This is a genomic window from Rhizobium sp. C1 (assembly GCF_021026335.1).
In the GTDB taxonomy this organism is placed as follows: domain Bacteria; phylum Pseudomonadota; class Alphaproteobacteria; order Rhizobiales; family Rhizobiaceae; genus Ensifer_A.
In genome coordinates this window covers 171,777-197,184 of sequence record NZ_JAJNCY010000003.1, presented here as the reverse complement: position 1 = coordinate 197,184, position 25,408 = coordinate 171,777, and the positions used below count along the sequence as shown (strand labels likewise).

The window sequence follows — 25,408 nt, the reverse complement described above, 5'->3', positions numbered from 1 at the left end:
CCGCGGGCGAAGCGCTCACACAGCCTCGGCATTTCTCACGAAACCAAGCCGGCTTGCTTCAAGATGGCAGGTAATTTCTCCGGGAACAGGATGTTGGTGGCGTCCAGTCTACGCCAGCTGCCATGTTCGTTATTACCTTCCTGATCCGGGAACGCCGAGTTCTTATACAATTCCGGGTCAACAAATTCGGCCTCGACGATCACGGCGACTTCATGCTTTCGATGATCGCCCACAGTGAAAAACGATTCTGTCACACCCAGAATACGCCCCGCTGTGATATCGATGCCGATCTCCTCCTTCACCTCCCGGCGAACAGCATCGGAAACGGTTTCTCCGAATTCCAGCCCGCCGCCGAAAGGCCTGTCATACACAAGACCTCTCATCTCGTCCCTGCCGGTAAAAACAAGAAACTCACCAGTTCCTGGCCGGCCAATCGCAGCCAGAACTACAACGCGGATAGCCTCGTTCATAGTCAACTCTTCGCGATCTTCACCTGCATCACGTCAATGCAGCCGACGCTGAAGCCTGCTGCACAATACTGCAGATAATAGCGCCACATGCGCTTAAAGCGCTCGTCGAAGCCCATGTCGCGGATGCGGTCCCAGTTGGCCGAGAAGTCGTTGTCCCAGATACGAAGCGTCTTCGCATAGTGCGTGCCGAACGCGGCCCAGTCCTTGACCGCAAGCCCCGCATTATGCGCAGCCTCCCGGAAGGTCGAGAAGGACGGCAGCATGCCGCCGGGGAAGATGTAGGTCTGGATGTAGTCCGCGTTGCGGCTATAGCCCTCGAAGCGATGGTCTTCGATGGTGATCGTCTGGATCATCGCCCGCCCGCCAGCCTTCAGCCGGTCGCGGACGGTCTCGAAATAGCGTGGCCAGTTCTCCTGACCAACCGCTTCGAACATCTCGATCGAGACAATGCGGTCATAGCTTCCTTGCGTGTCGCGATAATCCTCGATGCGGATTTCCGTACGATCCGCCAGACCGGCCTTCGCCAGACGTTCGGTCGCGAATTTCGCCTGTTCGGCCGAGAGCGTGATGCCGGTCACATGGCAGCCCGTCGTCGAGGCCGCATATTCGGCAAACCCGCCCCAGCCGCAGCCGATTTCCAGCACGCGATCATTCGGGCCGATCTCCAGCTCCTTGATGATGCGATCATATTTCGCATTCTGCGCTTCCGCCAGCGATGCCTCGGGATGCTGATAGAAAGCCGAGGAATAGGTCATCGTCTCGTCCAGCCACAGGCTGTAGAACTCATTGCCGAGATCATAATGATAGGCGATGTTCTTCCTACTGCCGCGCTTCGTGTTGGCGCGGAAACGGTGCTTCAGATAGGCAAGCTTCCCCCATATCGCCGACGTGCGGGTCACCGGCGAGAGCGCATGCTCGTTTTCGAGCGCGAGCGTCATCAGCGCGCCGATATCGGGGCTGTCCCAGTCGCCATCGATATAGGAGCGGGCAAAGCCGAGATCGCCGGATGTCGCAAGCCGCCAGATCGGGCGCGGATTTTTCAGGAAAAGCTGCGCCTGCGTCCCGCCGTCGTGGCGGTCGACTCGATAATGGCCGCCCTTTGGAAAGGTCAGCGTCAGGCTGCCGGTCTCGATCCGGTCCGCCATGCGGCACACAGCGCGCTCCCAAAGCGAAAGACGCCGGGATTTAACGGTCGAGGAAGCGGTAGAGTTGATGATGTTCAGCATGCTTTATTCCCCCGGCTTTGCGACACCGACGAGCGAGCTGGCCACGACCTTCTCCGCAGGACTGTGCCGATAGATTTTCAGGCCCTTGATCCAGAGGCGAACGGCTTCGATATGGATCGCAGCCGTGACCTTCATGGTCATGAGCGGATATTTCAGAAACGCGCGCAACAGGTTGCGATCCGTCATCGGTCGTCTCTCGCCGGCGAAAGATGCAAACAACATCTTTCCGTCAGGTCCGGTTTCCGTAATCCTGATCGCGGTTCTGTCCTGCGGTTTGAGTATATCGAAATGATACTCGCAGTCCATCGGCATGAAAGGCGAAACGTAGAAAGTCTTCGCGCAGCTATGCTTGATCGGTCCGTCCTGAGCGGAAGTCGGGATGATGTAGGTGTGACGCTCGTGGAAGGTGTTGCAGACTTCGTAAAGCACGGTCTTCAGTGAACCGTCCGACGCATAGCAGTAATAGACCGTCAGCGGATTGAACGTGTAGCCGAAGATACGCGGATAGCAGAGCATCTCGACCCGCATCCCCGCTGTGTCAAAACCCGTCTCGGCCACATGCGACAGCGCCCAGTCCTTCAGGCTCTCACCCGGCTTCAGGTTCCCGTGATCCTTGTTGAAGAAGCTGAACAGCGCGAAACGGTCCACGCCGAGAAAACGCAGCTTCGAGTTCAGTGCCTCCAGCTCATCCAGATCGATCAGCAGCGAGAAGACGCGATAGTTCAGCGTGTGTGTCTTCGGCGCAAAGCGCCGGTGCACGACGTGACCTTCATATATGGCGGATCGAAAATTCATTCTGCGGCCGCCAAGGTCTCCGGAAGGTGGATACGGCCCGATTCACCTGCCACCTGCCACGGTCGCTTTCCGCCCGTCAGGCTTTCAGCCACCGCAAGACCGGACTGCAGGCCATCCTCATGGAAGCCGCTGCCGAAATGCGCGCCGCAATACCAGATGCCGCCCTGCCCCTGGATCGACCAGAGCCGCTTCTGCGCGTCGAGCGCGGCCGTGTCGAACAGCGGATGCGTGTAGTCGAAAGACGCATGAACCATGTCGGCCCTGACCGGACGGCAGGGATTGAGCGTCACGAAAACCGGAGTCTTTGCAGGCAGGTTCTGCAGCTTGTTCATCCAGTAGGTGACGCAAAGCTGCTCGTCGCCCGACCCGCCACGCTCACCAATATAATTCCAGCTCGACCAAACCCGCTTGCGCTTTGGCATCAGTCCTGCGTCGCTGTGCAGAACGGCGGTGTTGTGGGTGTATTTGAAGGCGCCGAGCAGGGAACGCTCCCGCTCGCTGGCGTCCGTGCGCATGGCGAGGGCCTGGTCGGCATGGGTTGCGATCACCACGTCGTCGAAAAGCTCCGGCCCCTGCCCGCAATCAACCAGCACGCCCTCCGCGGCGCGGCGAACGGAGCGAACCGGCGAATTCAGCCGTACTTCGCCATCGAAATCCGACAGGATGCGCTCGATATACTGCCGGCTGCCGCCGCTGACCGTGCGCCAGACAGGACGATTGAGAATCGAGAGCAGACCGTGGCTTTCAAAGAAGCGGATGAAGGCGACGAGCGGATAGGACCGCATCTCCTTGGCCGTGGTCGACCAGATTGCGGCGCCCATCGGCAGGATGTGATTGTCGACGAAGCTTTTCGAATAGCCCTCGCGATCGAGGAATTCGCCAAGCGTCATCTCGCGCGCGTCATCCCGCTTCGCGGCAACGGGCGCCTCGCGGTAAAACCGCAAAATATCGCCCACCATCTGCCAGAATCGGATTCGGATGATATTGGTCTTCTGACCGATCATCGACAGAAAGTTCGTGCCCGAATATTCGAAGGCTCCATTGTTGATGGAGGCCGAAAACGACATGTCGGAAGCTTCCGTCTTCACGCCGATCGTCTGGAACAGGCGAACGAGGTTCGGATAATTCCACTCATTATAGACGATGAAGCCGGTATCGACCGGAACGGAGCCGTTTTCCGTCTTGACGTCCACGGTATTGGAGTGGCCGCCCGGACGATTGTCAGCCTCTATCAAAGTCACCCTGCAATGCTTGCTGATCAGCCATGCGGCGCTCAGCCCGGAAATGCCGCTGCCGATCACGGCGACATGGCGGTTTCCCTGAGACTTTTGCGGTTTGATCGTGTTGAGCATCGAGTGTTCCTTTCGTTTTGAAAATCAATACGCTCGATAGAGGTTTCCGGATTGAAATGATGCTAAATTTCTTCGATGCTGTGATCCGGCAGCGAAACCGCCGCGTAACTTGCGGCATGGACACAGTTGCTTCGACGTTTGCATCAAGAGAATTCCGCCCTCAGCCATCCTGGCCGGCGGAGAAGAATGGCGTGGGTTCCTCCAAGGTTCGCGTCCGCAAGTTGGAAAAGACTGTGAAAGAACCGGATAAGGAAGAATTGTCAGCATGCCTCATCGCCGTGGGCGCCAGCAAAGATATTAAGTCGTTTGAAGTCCTGTTCAGGCACTTCGGACCTAAAATCAGAGCGTTCATGCTGAAGCGTGGCGGCAATCGCCAGCAGGCAGAAGAATTGATGCAAGAAACGATGATGATGATCTGGAATAAGGCGGCATTGTTCGATCCGGCGCGCGGATCGGTGTCCAGCTGGATATTTACCGTTGCGCGTAATGTGCGGATCGACGCGTTTCGCAAGACGAACCGGCCGGAATTCGATCCGAACGATCCGGCTTTCGTGCCCGATCCGGAGCCCGCCGCAGATCATATTTTTCAGGCCGATCAGGAGGCTGAACGCTTGCGCGGAGCCATGGTGAAGCTGCCGCCTGAGCAGGCCGATCTCCTGCGTCTGTCTTTTTATGAAGAGATTTCGCACAGCGCGATTGCCGAACGCATGAATCTGCCGCTCGGCACGGTCAAATCTCGTATTCGGCTCGCATTCTCGCGTCTCCGCGAAATCCTGGGAGACGCAGCATGAACATAAGACATCACATCAGCGACGAACTTCTCTTCGACTACGCCAATGGTGTTCTTGAGGAAGGCTGGAGTATTGCCGTCGCCACGCATCTGGCCATGTGCCCTGCCTGCCGCAAGCGGCTCGCCATGATGGAGGCCGCAGGCGGCCTTGCGCTGGAAGCGATCGAGGTCGAGCCCGACGCAGCGACGGCCGCAGATTTTTCTTGGGAAGCCATGCGTACCCGGCTGGGGAATGCCGGACCGGCAGCGGAAGTTCCCGTGCCGAAGAAAAAAATGTCTGCCGGCGCTGGATCGGTACCGGAACCGCTTCGCTCCTACATTGGCGGCGACGTCAACGCGGTGAAATGGAAGCCGCTCGGTCTGGGCGCCTACCATTTTCCCATCAAGACGTCCAACCAGGATATCTCCGTGCGCCTGCTGCGCATTCCGGCCGGCAAGCCCGTGCCTGAACATACGCATGGTGGACGCGAACTGACGCTGGTTCTCAAGGGCAGCTTCAGCGACATCAGTGGTCGCTTCGGGCCCGGTGATTTCGAGGAAACAGACGAGACAGTGGATCACCAGCCGATCGCCGATCCGGGGGAAGACTGTATCTGCCTGGCCGTGACGGATGCGCCGCTGAGGTTCAAGAGCCGCATCGTCCGGATGATCCAGCCGCTGATCGGCATCTGACGATACCTGAATCAAAGGATTCAAAATCATGCGCAAGGCATTGATCGCGTTCGCCAGTCTGGCGATCGCCTTTCTGGCTATAGACTCCATCTGGCTCGGTGTGATTGCCGTCGACTTCTACAAGGCGACCATCGGGCATCTGCTCGCGCCGAAGCCGGATTTCGTGGCTGCGGCCTTCTTCTACGTCATCTATCTGGCGGGCGTGGTGCATTTCGTCGTGCTGCCGGCGGCCTCAACAGGCAGGGTAGCCGTAGCGGCACGGCAGGGCGCCCTGTTCGGTCTCGTCGCCTATGCGACCTACGACCTGACGAACATGGCCACCATGCGGGACTGGCCGCTTTCGGTGACGCTGGCGGATCTGGCCTGGGGCGCGTTCATCACGGCGACCTCCAGCGCGATCAGCGCCTGGATTGTGCGAAGGTTCGGTTGACAGTTCAGCGCAACCCGGAAACGAAAGAGCCCGCCGTCGATCATCTCGCCGGCGGGCTCTTTCACATTCTGGGATAACGATTATTCGCCAGCCTTGTCCTGGCCCGCAGCATAACCGCCGCCGACGGCGACGTTGAGCGCGATATAGTCCAGTGCAGACTGGCGGATCGCGGCGGCCAGACTCTGCTGGGCGGTCGCAACCGAGCGCTGCGCATCGAGCACATCGAGCAGCGAAGACGCACCGTTCTTGTAGTTGGTCTTGGAAAGGTTCAACGCTTCCTCATAGTTCTTGACCGAGGCACGAAGCGCGGACACTGTCGCACGATCGCGGTTATAGGCGACCATGGCATTCTCGGTTTCCTCGATGCCCTGCAGGACCGAAGCCTTCCAGGCGAGATAGGCTGCACGCGCAGCCGCTTCCGAGCTCTTCACATTCGCACGCAGCGCGCCGCCTTCGAAGATCGGCAGGCTCAGCGAGGGACCAAAGGACCAGCTCGCACCGCTCCCGGTCAGGGGCGAAGACGCCAGATAGAGCGGCGAGATCGAACCGCTCAGCTGGACGCTGGGATAGAGTTTGGCTTCGGCCACTCCGATATTGGCGACGGCGGCGGCCAGCTGCCGTTCGGACTTGCGAATATCCGGACGATTGCGGATCAGATCTGCGGGAATGCCCGCCTTGATCCTGTCACGCGCCACCGGTTGCGGACCGCTACGCTGCATATCTGCGAGAAGCGTCGGCGCGGGAACGCCAAGCAGGGTCGAAAGATGATTGACCTGTTGGCGGAAATTCGTTTCCAGCCCCGGAATATCAGACAGTGTCGAATTGACCAGACCTTCAGCCTGAACAACGTTGAGACGCGAAGCCGCGCCGGCGTCGAGCTGGGCTTTCGTCAAATCCAGCGTGTCTCGACGAGTCTTGAGGTTTTCCCGCGCAATTGCCAGCAGTTGCTGGTAATAGCGCGCATTCACGTAATAGGTCGCAACGTTGGATATCACCGTCAGGCGCGCAACATCGGCTGTGGCATAAGATGCATCAAGCGAAGCGTTGGCGCTTTCCTTGGCGCGCCGATACTGGCCGAAGAGATCGAGCAGCCAGGACACGGAAAGTGAGCCAGACGTGGTCGACCGCTGAGGCGTCGCGTTGACCCCATTCGACTTGCTGACCGTCTCGGAGGCACTGCCGGCAAGGCTCGGAAGCGAGCCGGCGCCCGCGACGACGACGCCCTGACGCGCCTGCTCGATCGCCTCAAGGGCCTGCAGCACGGTCAGGTTTTTCGACATTCCTTCGGTCATCAGATGATTGAGGCGCGGGTCGGAAAAGGCCGTCCACCATGTTGCCGTGGTGACGTCGCCGTTGCTGTTCTTGCCGCCTTCGGAAAATTTCGCCGGCATCGGCGTTTCCGGCGCCTGCATGTCGGGGCCAACCATGCAGCCTGAAAGGAACAACATCATCGCCAGCGGCGCAACGGTATGGAGAGTTGGTTTCATGAGATGGGGCACTCGGGTTATGGTTACCGACATATTAATATTGAAGCCTTACTATACGGTTCCCGGCTCAGAAAAGCCCCAAAATTGGCAGGCACGCATTCATCCGCAAAAAGATGCGGAAAACCGCGCAGGGCAACGCAAGGCCACCATTCCTGCCCCCTTCAGCAGCCGGAGACAGCCAATAGATAAGCACGCCTTTGTGAAGTGAAAAGCTAAAAAGCGTTAAGAAATGGCGCAGAGCGAACGATCGTTCGGAAAGCTGGCAAATTTGCCACGCCTGTCCCTCGGACGGCGTGGCAAAGGCTATCAGGCCTTGATGCGCTGCATCGTCGGATCGTAAAGCGGGCCGAGATGCAGCGCGGCGCTGACGGTTTCCATGGCGACAACCAGTTCGTACCGGCCCACCTGCAGCCAGGCCTCATCGAGACCGGCAGGATTGCGGACATAGCCATAGCCTATGTTCTTGCCGACCGTATAGCCATAGCCGCCGCTGGTGAGATAACCGACGGGCTCGCCGTTGCGCAGGATCGTCTCGCGGCCGAGAAGTACGACAGACGGGTCATCCACCGTGAAACAGGCCAGCGACTTGACGATGGGCTGCCCCTGTTTTGCGAGAAGCGCGCTACGCCCTACAAAATCGACATCCTTCTTCAGTTTCACCGCCCAACCGAGGCCCGCGTCGAAGGGCGTGTCGTTCGGCGTGATGTCGGAGCCCCAGGCGCGATAGCCCTTTTCAAGGCGCAGCGATTCAATCGCGCGATAGCCGGTCGGGCGGATGCCGAAGGACTCGCCGGCTGCCATCAGCGCGTCGAAGACATCGCCGGTCGCGGCAATCGGCACATGCAGTTCCCATCCGAGTTCGCCGACATAGGTCACCCGCAGCGCGCGAACCAAATGCCCGGCGATCGTCAGTTCCCGGACATGGCCGAAGGGGAAGGCGGCGTTGGACACGTCCGCGTCCGTCACCTTCTCCAGAACCACACGCGCATGCGGTCCCATCAGAGACAATGTGCCGAAATCCTCCGTGACATCGCCGAGTGTCACACGGCTGCCCTTGGGCAAATGATCCTCGATCCAGCCGAAGTCATGTGTCCGGAAGCCCGTGCCGGTGACGATGTAGAACTTGTCCTCGGCCAACCGCGCCACCGTCAGGTCGGCCTCGATGCCGCCGCGCGTATTGAGAAGCTGCGTATAGGTGAGCCGCCCGGCAGGCTTGGCCACATCGTTGGCGCAGATCCAGTCGAGCGCGCGGCCAGCATCCGGGCCATAAAGCTCGAACTTGGCGAAGGACGACTGGTCGAAGACGCCCACGGCCTCGCGCACATGTTTGTGCTCCTCGCCGACAGCGTCGAACCAGTTCTGCCGACCCATGGAATAGACGTCGCAGCCTTCACGCCCCTCCCCTGCAAACCAGTTCGGCCGCTCCCAGCCGAGCTTGGAGCCGAAGACGGCGCCGTGGGTTTTCAAGCGCTCATAAAGCGGCGAAACGAGGCGCGGACGGCCGCTTTCATATTCCTCATGCGGGAAGGCGACCGTGTAGTGCTTGCCATATGCTTCGAGCGTCCGGTCGCAGACCCATTGCCGGTCGCGATGGAGCCCGGAGAAGCGGCGGATATCGACTACCCAGAGATCGAGCGGCGCTTCGCCATCGACCACCCATTGCGCCAGAACCCAGCCTGCTCCGCCACCGGACGCAATGCCGAAGGCGTTGAAGCCTGCGCCGACGAACATGTTCTTGCATTCGGGCGCAGCGCCGAGAATGAAATTGCCATCCGGCGTGAAGCTCTCCGGCCCATTGATCATCTGCTTGACGCCGACATTTTCGAGCGCCGGCACGCGCTCGATCGCCTGCACCATATGCTGCTCGAAATGGTCGAAATCGTCGTCGAACAGGCGGAAACCCCAATCATTGGGCACCTCGCCCGTCGTCCACGCTTGCGGGTTCGGCTCATAGCCCCCCATGACAAGGCCGCCGACCTCCTCCTTGAAATAGGTCCGCCGATCGGGATCGCGGATCGTTGGCGCATCGAGCGCCAGACCCGGCACCTTCTCGGTGATGATATACTGATGCTTGACCGGCTGCAGCGGCACGTTGATGCCCGCCATCGCGCCCACCTGCCGTGCCCATTGCCCGGCGCAGTTGACGACCTTCTCGCATTGAATGTCGCCCTGATCCGTCTTCACGGCGGTAATCACGCCACCCCTGATGTCGAAACCGGTCACGCGGACGTTTTCTAGAAGTTTGGCGCCATGCATACGTGCGCCTTTGGCGAGCGACTGCGTGATGTCGGAGGGGCTCGCCTGCCCGTCCGTCGGCAGCCAGCTGGCGCCGATCAAGTCGCTCGTCTCCATCAGCGGCCACATCTTCTTGACCTCTTCGGCCGAGATCAGATGCATGTCCATGCCGAAGCTCTTGGCGGTCGTCGCCGTTCGCTTGAACTCCGTCCAGCGATCCTCGTTGGTGGCAAGGCGCAGGCAGCCGGTCATCTTCCAGCCGGTCGCGAGCCCCGTCTCGGCCTCCAGCCCCTTGTAGAGTTCGACTGAATATTTCAGCACGCGGGTGATCGAGGCCGAGGAGCGGAGCTGCCCGACAAGACCGGCCGCATGCCATGTGGACCCCGAGGTCAGCTGGCCCATTTCCAGCAGCACGACATCGGCCTTGTGGTCTTTCGCCAGATGATAGGCCGTCGAGCAGCCGATGATGCCACCGCCGATGATGACGATCTGGGCGTGAGAGGGAAGCGCCATGTTCAAAGCTTTCCGTAGGTTGACTGATGGTGTTGAAGCGCGGTCTCAAGCCGCACCAGATTGTCGTCCGTGTAGCTCTCGTAATCGGCACCGGGCGCGGAGAGATGGATTTCGGACACCATGCTCCACATCGCCTCGCGCAGCAGCGAGGCGCATTGCATGGCCGAATGCGAGCGGCGGATTTCGGTCGGCGCCGTGCCGCCGAAATAGCCGGCGAGAAAATCGTCTGCCTGATCGTCTGAAAAGCCCGCATTCGAGGTCGTGCCCGCGAGATCAAACATGGCGGTCGAGAAGCCGGCATATTCGAAGTCGATCAGCCAGAGACGTTCGCCATCGTCCAGAATATTGGCGGGCAGAAGATCGTTATGAGCAAAGACGATCGGCAGTGGCGTCTGCGCCGCCTCCAGCACCCGGCAGAGTTCCAGGTAACGCGGCACTTGGGCTGACATCCGGCTTTTGCCGGCTTCCAGCGTCCGCGCGTAATCGCGGATGACATGAAACGGCCAGAACATGAAGCCTGGTCCGGTCACATGTGCGGGCATCGCCTCATGGAAACGCCGCAGCAACGCCGCCACGCGCTCGGCATTCGCGCGCACATCATCTGCCGCAAAAGTTCGCGCGGCCAGAAAAGCCGAGACCATCACCCCTGGCGCGGAATGCTCTACCTTCGGCCCGAAGCCCGCCTCGTGCGCCGCCCGCGCGGTCATGATCTCCCGCTCCCGCAGGACGTGATGGAAGGGATAATCCTTGCCGAAACGCACGACATGACGGCCGAGCCCATCGCTGACAAGATAGCTTTCATTGGAAATCCCGCCCTTCAGCGGTTCGATCTCGATCCGGCCGGTCCAGCAGCCAAGGTCAGCGATCCTGTCTTCAACGCCTGCCTGCACCAGCGCCTCCAGTGTCTGACGAGACCGGTTCCCTTATGTTTCTCCGTGTCTCGACGCTCGGCAAATTCAAACACGATCCTGGCGAGAGTCAATCCAATTTTGTGGCTTAATGTGTCTTTATGACCGATTATGACCGCATAAATTGAACAGCGATTGCGATTTTGCCCGAGTTTGTATAGTTTCAGACCCGCACGACACAGGAAGCGCCCCGACATGCTGGCTTCGAAACGACATGGTGACATTCTGAAACTGCTGGAGATGGACGGCTCCATGGCCGTATCTGATCTGGCGGAACGCCTCGGCGTGTCGCTCGAAACCATCCGCCGCGACATCAAGCCTCTGGCCGAAAGCGGCGCGGTGTTGCGCATGCACGGCGCCGTGGCGCTACCCTCCGCGCGCGGCGAAGCGCCGTTCGAAAAGCGCATGCGCGAGATGAGCGCGGCCAAGAAGAAGATCGCGGAGCGCGTCGCCCGCACCGTCACGGATGGTGAGAGCCTGATGCTCGATACCGGCACGACGACGAGCTTTCTCGCCCGTGAACTGCTCGGCCATCGACGGCTGACGGTGATCACCAACTCCTCCGACATCGCGCGCGTTCTGGCGAGCGTCAACGGCAACCGTGTCTACATGGCCGGCGGCGAAATCCGCCCGGACAGCGGCGCGGTCTTCGGCCTTTCTGCCATCGAATTCATCACCCGCTTCTTCGTCGATCATGCCATCATCTCGGCAGGCGCGGTTGATGTCTCGGGCATTCTCGACTATGCCCTGGACGAGGCGGAATTCGCCCGCACCGTGCTCTCCCGCGGGCGACGCAAGATCGTCGTCACCGACAGTTCAAAATTCTCCCGCGCCGGCCTGATCCATGTTTGCGATTTCGGCGACGTATCCGAAATCGTCACGGAAGCGGCACCGCCGGAGGAGATTGCAACGGCCGTCCGACATGCAGACGCTGAACTGACGATTGCGGACTAGGCCCGTTCCCAGGCGAGAACGACGATACGCGGGCGTAGGCAAAAGGCGAGCTCGACGATGCGCCCCCTGCTTGTCCGCCCGAGACCCTTCCTCAAATCGATGACGACGTCCTCGAAGCCGAGGACGACCTGATCACGCGGAAACACTGCCTTGTAGACGGCCTCCTTGGCCGCAAAAAGCAAACGCTCCGCAAAAATGACATCAACACCATCAAGGACATCGTCGGCGATCCTGACAATTTCGGCAACCTCGCGGGCAAGTGGCTCGGCTGGCTCGACATCAATGCCCAGCGCCGCAAACGAAGCCATTGAAGCGACGGCCGCGACGGCATAGGCATCGTCATGCGCCAGCGAACCGACGCTTCCATTCGGCCATAGGGGAGCGCCAGCGGCCGTCTTCAAGATCGGGGAACCCGAAACACCTTCACGCTCCAGCAAACCCCTCGCGACATGTCTGGCAGCGCCGCTGGCATCGCGCATCCGATCCTTGCGTGCGGAGATCGAGATCGCCTCCTGCGGCATCAGCAGCGCGGCATCTCCCGGCCGGATGGCGCGGCAAGCGGCGCGAATGCCGGCAGGCAAAAGGGCGGCCAGCGCCTCCTCAAGGGCGCGTTCGCCCGCAGCAGCCGAAAATGCTTCGCCGCCGCTCATGAGCCGCCGGAGCCACGCAGATCCAACGCGGCAATCATCTCGCCGTCCTCGTCCAGCCCCTCCTCGATGAAACCGGCCTTGGCGTAAAGACTACGGGCCGGTTCGTTTTCGGGCTCATAGCAGATGGAGATGCGGGAAACATCGCCGAGCGCGGCGATCTCGTCCAGAAACGCCTTCAGCGCAGCGCGGCCATAGCCCCGTCCCTGCTGCGCAAAGTCGATCATGAAGCGATAAAGCCGCACGTCGTCGCGGTCGGAAGCGTCATACATGAGGAAGCCGACGAACGTGTCGCGGGCCATGATGGCGCGTGGCGATGCGCCCGGATCATGATCCGCCTCGGCGAGCGAGGCTGCGTTGTCGGCAACGAAATGCGCCTGCGCCGGCTCGACAGCCAGCGCCTCGATTGCGGCACGATCACGCGCCGCAATCGGCACCAGACGGACAGAAGGACGAGATGCCTCTCCACCCGCCATGACGATCAGCTCTTGGTGCGCGCGGCACCCTCCTTGATAGGCGTGATGACGCTATGGAGCTTGGCCGGGTTGCCGCGCCAGATCGTGTTCGGCTCCAGGGCCTCGCCCTTCATGACGAAGCTGTCCGTCTCGGCAATCGAGCCTTCGCCCATGACCACGCCATAGTGGACAAAGGCAGCCGGGCCGAGTGTGCAGCCCTTGCCGATGCGGATGAAGTCCGACTTGAACGCGCCTTCTTCCAGCGAATGCGCCTGGATGACGCAGCCTTCGTTCAGCGTCGCATCGTCGCCGATTTCCACCAGCGAGCGTTCCGTCAGGTTGGCCCCGCCGTCATAAACCCGCTTGCCCATCTTGACGCCGACGGCGCGCAGGATCAGCGGCCGGAACGGCGTGCCGGCAAAGAGATACATGATCGGCGAGTCGGACAGCTTCCAGTGCCGCTCATGCCGCCAGAAACGCTCCTCATAGATCGTCGTGGTCATCGGCTTGAGCTTGCCGAAACCAAGGCTGGCGCGCTCGATCATGATATACATGAAGATCTCGAAGGTCGTCACGATGACCGTGGCGATGAAGAGACCCGTGCCACCCCATTCCGTATAGTAGTTCAGCGCGCGGTCCCAAATTGCCAGCGCCGAGAACAGGGCGACCCACTGTGCCGCCAGGAAAAGAACAGCGGTCCAGAAGTTGTACATGTTCTTGCGCGGCAGGCGCGCACGGCGATCCTCTTCGCTGACACCCTGAATGAGGTCGAGGTCGCGCTTGACCATGCGCGGAATTTCGAAGGGCGGAGAGCCGAGAAGGCCGATATTCTCGCGTACGGGCCCTTCGATCGGAACCATGACCTTGGTTCCAAGAAGGCAGTTGTCACCCGTCTTGCCATCCGGCGGATAATAGATGTTGTTGCCGAAGTAGTTGTCGTCGCCGATCCGCGTGGGCGCCAGGCTGAACGACGAGGCCGACTTGTGCACGTTGATCATGTAGAGACCGTCGGATACCATGGTCCGGCTGCCGAGGTCGCACATGAACGGGTTGTCGTGCTGCGTGTTCGTCCCGAAATTCGAGCCGGTCTGGACGACGGTGTTGAGGTTCCAGCCGACAGCGCGGATGTAGTGGACGACGGCCGAGCTGTCGCCGAACAGCAGGTTCATCAGGCGCGAGTTGCTGACGGTTTCCGTCACCGACTGCATAAAGTAATGAACACCGTAGAGCGAATAGGTCTTGCCGGGCTCGAGGAAACGCCGGAACAGGCGCGGCACGCCCACGGCCAGCAGGAGAGCAAGCGTAAGTCCGCCGACTTCGGCAACAACGGCGCCGATCGCAACCAGACCGATCGTTTCCTGATAGCCATCGCCGACATTTTCCCAGTAGGTCTGGATGATCAGCGGCAGCGGCGTGAGGACCGTGAAGAGGAAGATCAGCTGGACGGCTTCGTAGATGACGCGGCGCGCGCGCGACAGCGTGACACCGCGCACCTTCGAGTAATCCGCGTTGGACTTCACAGCAGGTGAGCCGTGCCAATGCTCGCCATCCGGGATGACCTGGCCGCGCTGCAGCGACGAACCGTGGCCGAGCTGCGAGCCGTCACCCATCTTCGTATCGATGTCGAGCGCACTGCCGACGCCGACAAACGCGTCGCGACCGATGGTGATGCGGCCCGTGTGGATATAGCCGGCCTCGGCGCGGAAGCCGGGAATCAGGGTTTCCTTGCGCAGGATCGAGTTTTCACCGATGGAAATCAGGTCTGTGCAGACGGGAACCGACTTGCTCTCGATCGCGGTGCTGGAGCCGAGCTTTGCGCCCAGGAGCTTCAGGTAGAGGCTGTAAAGCGGGCTGCCGCGGAAAAGCACGACCGGCGCGGTGCGGATCAGCGTCTTGACGACCCAGAAACGATAGTAGCGCCAACTCCAGATCGGGAAGATTTCTTCCTTCCAGCGGCCCACAAGGATCCATTTCGCGGCGACAGAAAAGCCCGTCATTGAGAAGAAGACCGCGCCCGAGAGAATGACGCAGCGGATGTAGAGCGCCAGCGGTTCATCCAGCTTTTCGTAAAGCCACATCAGCCCATAGTTGAACAGCCAGAGACCCACATAGGCGTAAACGCCATAGAAGGCGAGCTGCGCCGCCCCCGTCAGCCAATAGGCGAAGCTGGAGGCGCGATGCGTCAGAACAATTTCTTCAGTCAGCGGCTCGTCGGCGGCTGTATTGCCAAAATGGGCGAGCAGCTGGCCGATGCTGGGATTGGCATAAATGTCGCGCATGGACGTGGTCGCCCATTCCTTCCGCGTGCGAACGCGCGAGCAGAAATGCGCCAGAAGCAGCGAGTTTGCGCCGAGATCGTCGAAGAAATTGTCCTCGACATAGACCTCTTCCACTTTGAGGACGTCCGCCAGCGCTGCGGCCAGAAAGCGCTCATCGTCCGTGCTGGGCAGGAATTTTGAGCGGTTGTCCGATACGCGACCCATGGTCGGCTTCGGCAGCCGGCGGGTGTCGATCTTGTCCGAAACCGTCATGGGCAGCGCGTCGAGCTGCTCCAGGAAGTTCGGAACCATGTAATCCGGCAAGCGGCGCTTCAATTCACGCGAGAGCGTCAGACGATCCAGACCTTCAACGCCCGATTTCAGCGCGTAGTAGCCGACGAGTTCGATGCGTCCCGGCTGAACCTCGAAGGTGGTGACGGCAGCCTGCGCGATCTGCGGCTGATCGAGAAGGATCGCCTCGATTTCACCGGTCTCGATGCGATAGCCGCGGATCTTGACCTGCGTGTCGATGCGGCCGTGATATTCGACATCGCCATCGGCATTGATGACGCAGAGGTCACCGGTGCGGTAGATACGATGCGAAGGGTTGTTGGGCAGGTCGAGGAAGTCGTTGATGAACTTCTCTTCGGTGAGTTCCGGGCGGTTGAGATAGCCGACGGCCACCCCGATACCGGCAATACCAAGCTCGCCCATCTCGCCCACGGGCATCAGTTCCGGCTTTTCCGGATTGAGGATGACGACGGAATAGGTCGGCAGCGGCTTGCCGATCGTCACGGGCTTGTCCGGCGTCAGGACGCCCATCGTGGCCGTTACGGTGGCTTCCGTCGGACCATAGGTGTTGAGTATCTTGCGCTTGCCGGTAGCCCAGCGCGCCACGAGGTTCTGCGGACAGGCTTCACCGCCCACGAGGATCAGGCGCAGGCTCGGCACATCGCTTTCGATAGACGACAGAAGCGTCGGGCTGCAGGCCATGCAGGTGATTTCATTCGCACGCAGGAAGTCTGCGAGTTCGTCGCCGACCAGCGTCATCTGCCCAGCCGCCGGAACGATCGTCGCACCGGCTGCGAGCGGAACCCAGATCTCCTCCGTCGAGAAGTCGAACGCAATCGTCATGCCCTGATAGACGCGGTCGCCGGGCTTGTAGCCGTAGGAATGCGCCGCAACCCGCACGAAGTTGCAGATGCTCTGATGGCGGATGACAACGCCCTTGGGCTTGCCCGTCGTGCCGGAGGTGTAAAGGATATAGCACGTGTCGTCGGTAGAGATGGCAACCTCGGACGCGGTCAGCGGCACGTCGCTCTTCGTATCCACGTCTTCGCCGGCGCGGTCGATCAGAAGGTTTTCGACGGACAGCTGGCTCGCCTTTTCGAGATAGCCCTCGATCGTCAGCACGAGACGGATGCCGGCATCTTCGATGATCAGGGCCATGCGCTCCGGCGGAAAGGCGGTCGCCAGTGGCACGAAGGCGGCTCCGGCCTTCATCACCGCGAGAACCGCGATATAGGTTTCGGCGGAACGGTCGAGCAGCAGCGCCACGCGATCGCCGGCCCGCACACCCTTCTCGATCAGGAGCCGGGCGAGCTGGTTGGCCCGCCGGTCCATCTCGTCATAGGTCCAGGTGCGCCCTGCGGAAATGACAGCCGGATGCGTCGCGAAAGTCTCGGCGCGCTGGGCAAAGACCCGATCCAGACGCTCGCCGGGCCGGCCCTCGTCGGCGAAATTATCGCCGAGAAGAACCTGCCGGTCTCCAAGCCACCCACGCTCATTCTTCTCAGCGCTCGATCGGGTTGCCGACGTCATAGTGCATAACTCCAGTAGGCATCATTCAGCCGATTAACCGCTTGCGCGGACGGGGACCATCCCCGGCGCATGTCGGTCGTTAATCTTGTGATAATCGGGGTTGCATTACTCCGATTTGGCAGGCTTGCAAGCAAAATCGGCACATAGTCTGTTTCAATGACAAAACCTTGACGTCCCCGTACGCAACCACCCGCTCCTCAGCTTCAAACAATTACATTGGGGCGATTGTCCGGCAAGACGGCGGGCGTTTCATGAAACTTTGTCCATGATCGCCTTGGCAACGCGGCCGCGGTCAACACAATGCAGCCGTCGAGCTTGCGCCACCGGCCGTGTCTTTCTGATGCGCAGATCAAAGGCGAGCGGTGGCGGCCTTCAGCGCGCCGCCGCCGAGCTGCCGCTCTCTGCCTGATCGGCCATATAACGCTCCAGCACAGCCATGTCGGCTTGCGCGATATGCAGGCCCTGCTTGGTGCGTCGCCACAGCACATCCTGCGCCGTTCGCGCCCATTCATGCGCGATCAGATAGCGCACTTCAGCTTCATAGAGCGTACCGCCGAAATGGACGCCCAGATCGGCGATGCCTTGAGCGCCGCCCAGAATATCGGAAGCTCTGGTGCCATAGCACCGGACGAGCCGCTCGGCATGGTCGCGCGAAAGGAATGCATGACGCCCGAGCAGAGCGGAGACCTGTGCGCTATAATCCCTGACGGCAAAGTCGCCACCCGGCAGATGCGAGCCAGCGGTCCACGGCTTGCCCTTGCCGCCGATGGCGTCCCCGATCTTTTCCAGCGCATGCTCCGCCAGTCGGCGATATGTCGTCAGCTTGCCTCCGAACACATTGAGCAGCGGCGGCGTTCCTTCCCCCGCCTCGAGCTTCAGCACGTAATCGCGTGTCGCCTCCTGCGCCTTCGACGCGCCATCGTCAAAGAGCGGACGGACGCCGGAATAGGTCCAGACGACATCCTCGCGCCGCACCGGCTCGGCGAAATATTCGCTGGCTGCGTTACAGAGATAATCCATCTCTCCCTCGCTGATGACGGCATCGCGCGGATCGCCCTTGAAGTCGCGGTCGGTCGTGCCGATCAGCGTGAACTCCTGCTCGTAGGGGATCGCGAAGATGATGCGATTGTCGGGGTTCTGGAAGAAATAGGCGCGCGGATCCGAGAACTTCTTGCGCACCACGATGTGGCTGCCCTGCACGAGGCGGACATTCTGCGCGTCGTTGCGGCCGACGACACCCGCAAGAACCTTGTCGACCCAGGGGCCGGCCGCGTTGACCAGCATGCGCGCCTGCCAGGTGCGGCGTTCGTCGCTGTCGATGTTCCGCGTTTCGATGATCCAGAGACCCTTCTCGCGGCGGGCGTTGACCACCTCGGTCCGATTATGGATTTCAGCGCCTCGATCGGCGGCATCACGGGCGTTCAGCACGACCATGCGGGCATCATCCACCCAGCCATCGGAATATTCGAAAGCCTTGGCGAAGAGCGGCTTCAGCGGCTTGCCTGCCGGATCACGGCGCAGATCCAGCGTCTTCGTCGCCGGCAGAAGCTTACGGCCGCCGAGATTGTCATAGATGAAAAGACCGAGGCGGATCAGCCATGCGGGACGGATGCCACCCTTCTGGAACGGCAGCACGAAACGCATGGGCCAGATGACATGCGGAGCCATGGCCCAGAGAATTTCGCGCTCCATCAGCGCTTCGCGCACGAGCCGGAACTCGTAATATTCCAGATAGCGCAGCCCGCCATGGATCAGCTTTGTCGAGCCGGAGGATGTGCCGGAGGCGAAGTCGCCCTTCTCCGCCAACGCGACCGAATAGCCGCGACCAGCGGCATCCCGCGCAATGCCGCATCCATTGATCCCGCCACCAATGACGAAAATATCGTGAACCCGTGCCTCTGCCATAGCAACCTCATCATTCCCGGCAGCATGGATGCGCCAAATGAAATTGGAAACAGAGAAAACGAAAATAAAACGAATGTCAAACGAAACTTATATGGCGGCGCTGCCGGATGCCGCCGTTTCGATGAGCCGGACATCGTTTTCCGCGCAGATCTCGCGGATACGCGGCACCTTACATTGATCGGTGATGAAGGTATGGACCTGCGAGATGTGGCCTATGCGCACCGGCGCATTGCGCTCGAACTTGCCGGAATCGCTGACAAGGATCACATGCCGGGCATTGGCAATAATCGCCTGCGCGACCTTGACCTCGCGATAGTCGAAGTCGAGCAGGGCGCCATCCTCATCGATCGCCGACACGCCGATGACGGCAAAATCCACCTTGAACTGGCGGATGAAGTCGACGGCCGCCTCCCCGACAATACCGCCGTCGGAGCCGCGCACAACGCCGCCCGCAATCACGACCTCGATGGCAGGATAAGTGCGTAAACGATTGGCAACATTTATATTGTTCGTAATGACCATCAGTTCGCGATGGTCGCTCAGCGCGTCTCCCACAGCCTCCGTCGTCGTCCCGATATTGATGAACAGCGAGGCATTGTCGGGAATGAGGGCGGCGGCAGCGCGGCCGATATCCTGCTTCTCGGCAGATGCCATGGCGCGGCGCGACTCATATTGCAGGTTTTCGGTCCCGCTGGGGAAGAGCGCACCGCCGTGGATGCGGGTCAGCACCTTTGCGTCGCAGAGGTCGTTCAGGTCCTTGCGGATGGTCTGGGGCGTGACCGAGAAGAGGTTTGCCAGTTCCTCGACATAGATACGCCCCTTCGACTTGGCGAGCGCCACGATCTCATCCTGTCGTGCCGAGAATATCATTCGAACGTACCCACCTTTCGTTTTGTTTCAGATTACAGTCTTTCGAACGCAAATCAAAGCATTCGGAACCGAACATGAAAAAGCCGCAGCGTTTCTCAAACGCTGCGGCGCGAAAGGTCGGTGGCGCGAGCGTCAGACCTCTTCGGGCTTCGGCTCGCGGATGCGGAACACGGCAACATAGAGCGCCGGAAGGAAGAGCAGCGTCAGGGCCGTGCCGATGATGATGCCACCGATCATGGCATAGGCCATCGGCCCCCAGAAGACTTCCTCGGCGATCGGGATGAGGCCAAGGCTGGCGGCGAGCGCCGTCAGCATGATGGGGCGCAGACGGTGAATCGTGGCGTCGAGCACCGCTTCCCAGGCATTCATCCCCCCGTTGCGCAGATCTTCGATCTGCACGATGAGGATAACCGAGTTGCGGATCAGGATGCCGATCAGCGCCAGCACGCCGAGAATGGCGACGAAGCCCAGCGGCGCGCCGCTGGGAAGCAGCGCGGCCACAACGCCGATCAGGCCGAGCGGCGCCACCGCGATCACGATGAAAAGCCTGCTGAAGCTCTGCAGCTGCAGCATCAGCACCGTGAACATGACAAGCAGCATGACCGGTAGAACGGCAATGATCGGCTCCTGAGATTCCTCGCTGTTCTCGACCACGCCGCCGGTTTCGACCTTGTAGCCGGCCGGCAGCGTCGATGCGAAGGCCTTCAGCGTCGGACGCAGGTCCTCGACCACATTGAGGGCTTCGCGGTCGCCCTGAATGGCGGCCGACACAGTGATGGTGGGCAACCGGTCACGGCGCCAGATCACTGGCTGTTCTTCTGTATAGGCAAAGCGGGCGATGGAGGACAACGGAATGGAATTGCCGGTCGCATTCGGCAATTGCAGATTCTCGAGCGCATCGATGGAGGAGCGCTCCGTCTTGTCCGCCCGCACCATGACATTGATCAGATAGATCGAGTCACGCAACTGCGTCACGGTCATGCCGCCGACGATGCCATTGAGGGCCGTAGCGATATCCTTGGAACTCACCCCAAGCTGGCGGGCACGGTCCTGCAGGACATCCACCTTGACGACGCGGGCCGGCTCCATCCAGTCGTAGACGATCTTGGCAAGGTGCGGATCCTTACTCAGCTCGGTCTTGAGCTGCATGGCATAGCCACGCACCTTGTCGACATCCGGGCCACTGACGCGGTACTGCACCGGGCGTCCGACCGGCGGACCGAGTTCCAGAAGCTTCACGAGGCTATCGGTGCCGGGGAAGGACTTGTCCAGATATGTCTGGAACTGGCTGAGCAACTTGTCGCGCGAGAGAATATCCTTCGCAATCACCACGATCTGGCCGGAATAGGAAGAAGGCTGCTTGACGTCGAAGGCGAGGACGAAACGCGGGGCCCCGGCGCCGATATAGGTCGACCAGTGCTCGACGCCCTCATTGCCCTTCAGCATGTCGTTCTCGAACTTGGTCATCTGCGCCGTCGTTTCCTCCATGGAGGAATTGTTCGGCAGATTGAAGTCGATCACCAGTTCGTTCCGGTCGGAGGACGGGAAGAACTGCTGCTGGACGAACGTCATGCCGTAGACAGAAATCCCGAACACGATGAATGTGGCGACGATAGTGAGCCAGCGATTGCGCATGCAGCTCTGCAATGCCTTGCGGAACATGCGCATCCAGCGGCTCTCATGACCCTCTTCATGGTGTTTCTTCCACGTTTCCGGAAGAATCGTCACGCCGATCAGCGGGGTGAACAGCACCGCCACGATCCAGGAAACAATGAGAGAAACCGCAATCACGACAAACATCGTGAACGTGTATTCGCCGGCGGCGCTGCTATTCAGGCCGATCGGGATGAAGCCTGCAACGGTCACCAGGGTGCCGGTCAGCATGGGAAATGCCGTCGACGTGTAGACCGCCGTTGCCGCCTTTTTCAACGGATCGCCCGCCTCCAACCGCGCGATCATCATCTCCACGGCAATCATCGCATCATCGACCAGAAGGCCGAGCGCAATGATCAAGGCGCCGAGCGAGATACGCTGCAAGGTGATATGAGAATATTCCATCACCATGAAGGTAATGGCGAGAACCAGCGGGATGGCGATGGCCACAACGATCCCGGCGCGCATGCCGAGGCTGACGAAGCTGACGGCGAGCACGATGATGATCGCCTCGAACAGGGCCTTGGTGAAACCACCGACAGCCTGCTGCACGATCTTCGGCTGATCCGCCACAAGATGAATGTCCACACCGATCGGCAGTGTCGCTTGAATTTGGTCCAGCTTTGCATCCAGTGCCTTGCCGAAATTCAGAAGGTTTGCGCCGGATTTCATGCCGACCGCCAGGGCGATCGCACTCTTCCCGTTGAAGCGGAACAGCGATGACGGCGGATCGACATAGGTCCGAGTCACGGTCGCCACATCGCTCAGACGGAAGAAGCGGTCGTTCAGGTGAAAATTGATGTTGCGAAGGCTGTCCTCGGACGTGAACTGCCCCGTCACCCGCAGCGCAATGCGCTCCGGACCGCTGTCGATGACGCCGGAGGGGGAGATCGCGTTCTGCTCCTGCAGGGCCGTCAGCATGGCCTGCTGGTCGATCCCGAAGGCGGCCAGCTTGCGCGGGGAGAACTCAAGATAAACAACCTCGTCCTGCGCGCCGATGATATCGACCTTGCCGATATCCTTGACCGAAAGAATGCTCGAACGGGCACTCTCGACATAATCGCGCAGTTGACGGTAGCTCAGCCCGTCACCGGTGAAGGCGTAGATATTGCCGAACACGTCACCGAACGTATCCTGATAGAAAGGCCCCACGACGCCCTGAGGGAATGTCGCGGAAATGTCGTTGATCATGTTGCGGACGCGGAACCAGACGCCCTGAACATCGCGCGCCTTCGTCGTCGCCAGCAGCTCAACGAAGATCGTCGCCTTGCCGGGCTCAGTCATCGACTTGGTATAATGAAGTTCGGGAAGCTCCTGCAGCTTCTTCTCGATCCGGTCGGTGACCTGATCGGCCGTTTCGGCAGCCGTCGCACCCGGCCATTGCGCCTGGATGACCATCGTCTTGATGGTGAAGGACGGGTCTTCCTCGCGACCGAGGTTGAAGAAGGAGAAGATGCCCGCGACCAGCGATACGATCATGAAATACCAGACCAGAGAGCGGTGCTCGAGGGCCCAGTCGGACAGGTTGAATTGTTTCATCGGCTGGCTTCCTCGACGAGCTTGACCTGCTGGCCATCCTTGAGAGCATGAACTCCGGCAACGGCGACGACATCGCCAGCGGCAAGGCCGGATTTGACGACATAGGTCGCACCGGGCCCTTCGGTCGCCTCGATTCCGGTTCTGACAACCTTGGAACTGGCGGGATCGAACTTCCAGACAACGAGCTTTCCGTTGTCGGAAATAACCGCATCTGCGGGCACGAGAATGGTTTCTCCGCCGGTCTTGCGGGCCTTTGCATCGATCGTCGTGCCGATCCGGAAGGCTTCAGGAGCATTGCCGATCGAAATCTTGACGCGCACCGTGCGGGTCAGCTTGTCGGCGCTGGGGGCGATCTCTCGCACCTTGCCCTCGATTTTCTTGTCGGGCTGAAACAGCGTCGAAACATCGAAAACGTCGCCGACTGAAATACGCCGGACGATGTCGTCCGGAACGTCGATCACCGCGTCCCGCAGGTCCGGGCGCGCAATCGTCAAGGCGGGCGCACCGGCTGCCGTCGTCTGCCCGACCTCGATATTCGACGCCGTGACAATGCCGTCATAGTCGGCAATCAGCTGTGCATAACCAAGCTGCTCGCGCGCCTTTTCGAGCTGCGCTCTGGCGCTTTCCAGATTGGCGTTGGCGGCAACCAAGTTCTGCGCGGCGCTTTCGAGCTGGGCGGGAGACGCGAAACCTTCCTTGGCCAGCGCGTTCGCGCGATCGTCGACGGAGTCTGCATTCGTCAATTGCGCCTGCGCGCTGGTGACGCTTGCCTCTGCAGACCGGACACCTTCCTTCAACTGGGCCGTATCCAGGACCGCCAGGACTTCGCCCTTCTTGACCGTGTCGCCGACGCCAACGTTGCGGGCAACGACCTGACCGGCCACACGGAAAGCTTTTTGCGTGGAAATCTGCGGCTCGATAGTGCCTGGAAAATCAAGAACCACTTCGGGGCGGATCTCGACCTTGGCGGCCAGGATAGGCCGCTCCGGCGCCGGGGCCTGCGACTTCTTTTCATCGCAAGCCGTCAGGGCAAGCGCGGCAGCGATGAGGACAAGTCCGCGTGTGGACACCAGAACAGCCTTCATTGCGCCGCCTCCGTATATTTTACCGCAAGCTTGGGGCTCAGAAAGATCGCACCCTGGACGACCACCAGATCACCCTCCTTGAGATCGCCGTCGACGACCATCGTCTGACCGATATACTGAACAAGCCTAACCTTCCGCGGAAGTGTCTGGTTTGTGGCCGGATCGACAACCCAGACAACCGGCGCGTCATCCGCGCGCCCGAGCGCGCTGTAAGGCAGAAGGAACCCCGATACCGGAAGCGTACTGCCCGACCCTGCGACCACGGCCCCGAGCGTCATGGCCGGTGGCGGATCAATGATATCGGCCTTGATGGTCACCGTGCCCGTCGGGACATTCACCGTCGGCGATATTTCCGCAACCTGGACTTTGGCCTTCACCGAAGGTTCGGCCACCAGAAAGATTTCCGCCCTCTTGATCTCGCCGGTCTCCATCAGGGCGTCGGAAACGTCGAACACGGCCTGCTTGGCTGTCCCAACAGCAAGCGTTACGACAGCCTGACCCGGCTGGACAACCTGGCCTATCTCCATATTGACCGCCGTTATCACCCCGTCGGAGCCTGCCTTGAGTTCCGCATAGGAGAGATTGTCCTGCGCGACCTGCAACTGGCTTTGCGCGATGTTCAATTGAGCCTTTGCCACATCCACAGACTTGGTCGCCTGATCATAGGTCGAGCGTGTGGTAAAGCCCTTGTCGAGCAATGATTTCTGCCGCGCGAGATCGGATGTCGCGAGATCGAGCGTCGCCTTGGCCGAGGCAACGCCGGCATTTGCGGCGGTAATGTTGGCTTCCAGTTCCGCCGTACCGAGCCGCGCGAGAACCTGCCCCGCCTTGACCGTGTCTCCCGTTTGAACCAGACGATCAACCACCGTGCCGCCAACCCTGAAGGCCAGATCACTGCTGGTAGCGGCGGCAATATTGCCGGTAACGTGAAGCGGACGCGATACATCCTGCCTGTGCACCCGCTGAACGACGACCTGCTGGACGAAATCGGCTCCGTCCGCGGCCATGGCGGGTGCTCCCTCCACGACGGAAGACAGGAGCAACACCAAACCGAGCGCATAAGCGGAACTGTTTCTGGCTTTCTTATCCATCAAGACTTCTCCGGCGCGAGGCATCGAATCGCGTTTTACCCTTGTTAGCGTATTTCTATATCGACGGTTTGAAGACACACACTCGAAATTGCAACCGGACCGCCCAAAGGCAATTCCAGCGGCTAAGTATAGCTAAAACTACATAGAAGCAAGTCCGCATCGCCAAAGCTCCGCTGCGTCTACTGCGGCAGGTATTCCCTCGGTCTCGCACCCTCCGCGCCTGCCTCTGCAGAAGCCGCTTGACGCCTTCCG

At 60.5% G+C, this 25,408-nt stretch carries 19 protein-coding genes; 4 read left to right on the top strand and 15 right to left on the bottom strand.

All coding sequences use genetic code 11. The features are described 5' to 3' along the window. Nucleotides 1–35 precede the first annotated feature (35 nt). The 4 genes from LQK83_RS09140 to LQK83_RS09125 are packed head-to-tail and all read right to left on the bottom strand — an operon-like array spanning nucleotide 36 to nucleotide 3,843. Nucleotides 36–470, bottom strand: coding sequence for an NUDIX domain-containing protein (locus LQK83_RS09140; protein WP_230837090.1), 435 nt, complete (start codon nucleotides 468–470; stop codon nucleotides 36–38). Between the two features lie 2 nt (nucleotides 471–472). Beyond that, nucleotides 473–1,696: an SAM-dependent methyltransferase gene (locus tag LQK83_RS09135; protein ID WP_230837089.1), complete on the bottom strand. Its 1,224-nt coding sequence runs from the start codon at nucleotides 1,694–1,696 to the stop codon at nucleotides 473–475. 3 nt (nucleotides 1,697–1,699) lie between these two features. After that, nucleotides 1,700–2,491, bottom strand: coding sequence for a DUF1365 domain-containing protein (locus tag LQK83_RS09130; protein WP_230837088.1), 792 nt, complete (start codon nucleotides 2,489–2,491; stop codon nucleotides 1,700–1,702). Continuing rightward, nucleotides 2,488–3,843, bottom strand: a complete 1,356-nt coding sequence (locus LQK83_RS09125; protein WP_230837087.1) for an NAD(P)/FAD-dependent oxidoreductase — start codon at nucleotides 3,841–3,843, stop codon at nucleotides 2,488–2,490. Before LQK83_RS09125 ends, LQK83_RS09130 begins: the two co-directional genes overlap by 4 nt. Nucleotides 3,844–3,860: 17 nt before the next feature. Here LQK83_RS09125 and LQK83_RS09120 point away from each other — a divergent pair, with 17 nt between their 5' ends. From LQK83_RS09120 to LQK83_RS09110, 3 genes are read left to right on the top strand one after another with little or no spacing between them, the layout of a single operon-like run. Then, a complete protein-coding gene (locus tag LQK83_RS09120; RefSeq protein WP_330166272.1) occupies nucleotides 3,861–4,634 on the top strand; it encodes a sigma-70 family RNA polymerase sigma factor in 774 nt (257 codons plus the stop codon). Continuing rightward, nucleotides 4,631–5,305 (top strand): ChrR family anti-sigma-E factor, encoded by a 675-nt coding sequence (locus tag LQK83_RS09115; RefSeq protein ID WP_230837086.1) that lies wholly within the window; start codon nucleotides 4,631–4,633, stop codon nucleotides 5,303–5,305. The genes LQK83_RS09120 and LQK83_RS09115 overlap by 4 nt, the downstream gene beginning before the upstream one ends. A 28-nt stretch (nucleotides 5,306–5,333) precedes the next feature. Further along, on the top strand, nucleotides 5,334–5,735 hold the full coding sequence (locus LQK83_RS09110) for a DUF2177 family protein (RefSeq protein WP_230837085.1): 402 nt from the start codon (nucleotides 5,334–5,336) through the stop codon (nucleotides 5,733–5,735). Nucleotides 5,736–5,815: 80 nt separating this feature from the next. Here the strand turns inward: LQK83_RS09110 and LQK83_RS09105 are convergent, their stop codons facing one another. The 3 genes from LQK83_RS09105 to LQK83_RS09095 form a co-directional block, all read right to left on the bottom strand. Continuing rightward, nucleotides 5,816–7,222 (bottom strand): efflux transporter outer membrane subunit, encoded by a 1,407-nt coding sequence (locus LQK83_RS09105; protein WP_230837084.1) that lies wholly within the window; start codon nucleotides 7,220–7,222, stop codon nucleotides 5,816–5,818. A gap of 306 nt (nucleotides 7,223–7,528) precedes the next feature. After that, nucleotides 7,529–9,970, bottom strand: a complete 2,442-nt coding sequence (locus tag LQK83_RS09100; RefSeq protein WP_230837083.1) for a GcvT family protein — start codon at nucleotides 9,968–9,970, stop codon at nucleotides 7,529–7,531. Between the two features lie 2 nt (nucleotides 9,971–9,972). Beyond that, a complete protein-coding gene (locus tag LQK83_RS09095) occupies nucleotides 9,973–10,860 on the bottom strand; it encodes a choline kinase family protein (RefSeq protein ID WP_230837082.1) in 888 nt (295 codons plus the stop codon). Nucleotides 10,861–11,073: 213 nt separating this feature from the next. Here LQK83_RS09095 and LQK83_RS09090 point away from each other — a divergent pair, with 213 nt between their 5' ends. Next, complete coding sequence (locus LQK83_RS09090; protein WP_230837081.1) at nucleotides 11,074–11,832, top strand: DeoR/GlpR family DNA-binding transcription regulator; 759 nt, start codon at nucleotides 11,074–11,076, stop codon at nucleotides 11,830–11,832. Here LQK83_RS09090 and LQK83_RS09085 read toward each other — a convergent pair. The 8 genes from LQK83_RS09085 to LQK83_RS09050 form a co-directional block, all read right to left on the bottom strand. Further along, the gene (locus LQK83_RS09085; protein ID WP_230837080.1) at nucleotides 11,829–12,482 is read right to left on the bottom strand and encodes a 4'-phosphopantetheinyl transferase; all 654 of its coding nucleotides are present in this window, start codon (nucleotides 12,480–12,482) and stop codon (nucleotides 11,829–11,831) included. The genes LQK83_RS09090 and LQK83_RS09085 overlap by 4 nt on opposite strands. Next, the gene (locus tag LQK83_RS09080) at nucleotides 12,479–12,955 is read right to left on the bottom strand and encodes a GNAT family N-acetyltransferase (RefSeq protein ID WP_230837079.1); all 477 of its coding nucleotides are present in this window, start codon (nucleotides 12,953–12,955) and stop codon (nucleotides 12,479–12,481) included. The genes LQK83_RS09085 and LQK83_RS09080 overlap by 4 nt, the downstream gene beginning before the upstream one ends. A gap of 5 nt (nucleotides 12,956–12,960) precedes the next feature. Beyond that, nucleotides 12,961–17,013, bottom strand: coding sequence for a Pls/PosA family non-ribosomal peptide synthetase (locus tag LQK83_RS09075; RefSeq protein ID WP_230837078.1), 4,053 nt, complete (start codon nucleotides 17,011–17,013; stop codon nucleotides 12,961–12,963). A 372-nt stretch (nucleotides 17,014–17,385) separates the two neighbouring features. Continuing rightward, nucleotides 17,386–18,918 carry a glycerol-3-phosphate dehydrogenase gene (gene glpD, locus LQK83_RS09070; RefSeq protein ID WP_230837077.1) on the bottom strand — a complete coding sequence of 511 codons (1,533 nt, stop codon included), beginning with the start codon at nucleotides 18,916–18,918 and terminating at the stop codon, nucleotides 17,386–17,388. A gap of 87 nt (nucleotides 18,919–19,005) precedes the next feature. Continuing rightward, a complete protein-coding gene (locus tag LQK83_RS09065) occupies nucleotides 19,006–19,788 on the bottom strand; it encodes a DeoR/GlpR family DNA-binding transcription regulator (protein ID WP_230837076.1) in 783 nt (260 codons plus the stop codon). A gap of 132 nt (nucleotides 19,789–19,920) precedes the next feature. After that, a complete protein-coding gene (locus tag LQK83_RS09060) occupies nucleotides 19,921–22,980 on the bottom strand; it encodes an efflux RND transporter permease subunit (RefSeq protein WP_230837075.1) in 3,060 nt (1,019 codons plus the stop codon). Beyond that, nucleotides 22,977–24,065, bottom strand: coding sequence for an efflux RND transporter periplasmic adaptor subunit (locus tag LQK83_RS09055; RefSeq protein WP_230837074.1), 1,089 nt, complete (start codon nucleotides 24,063–24,065; stop codon nucleotides 22,977–22,979). The genes LQK83_RS09060 and LQK83_RS09055 overlap by 4 nt, the downstream gene beginning before the upstream one ends. Then, the gene (locus tag LQK83_RS09050; protein WP_230837073.1) at nucleotides 24,062–25,156 is read right to left on the bottom strand and encodes an efflux RND transporter periplasmic adaptor subunit; all 1,095 of its coding nucleotides are present in this window, start codon (nucleotides 25,154–25,156) and stop codon (nucleotides 24,062–24,064) included. Before LQK83_RS09050 ends, LQK83_RS09055 begins: the two co-directional genes overlap by 4 nt. Between the last annotated feature and the right edge of the window lie 252 nt (nucleotides 25,157–25,408).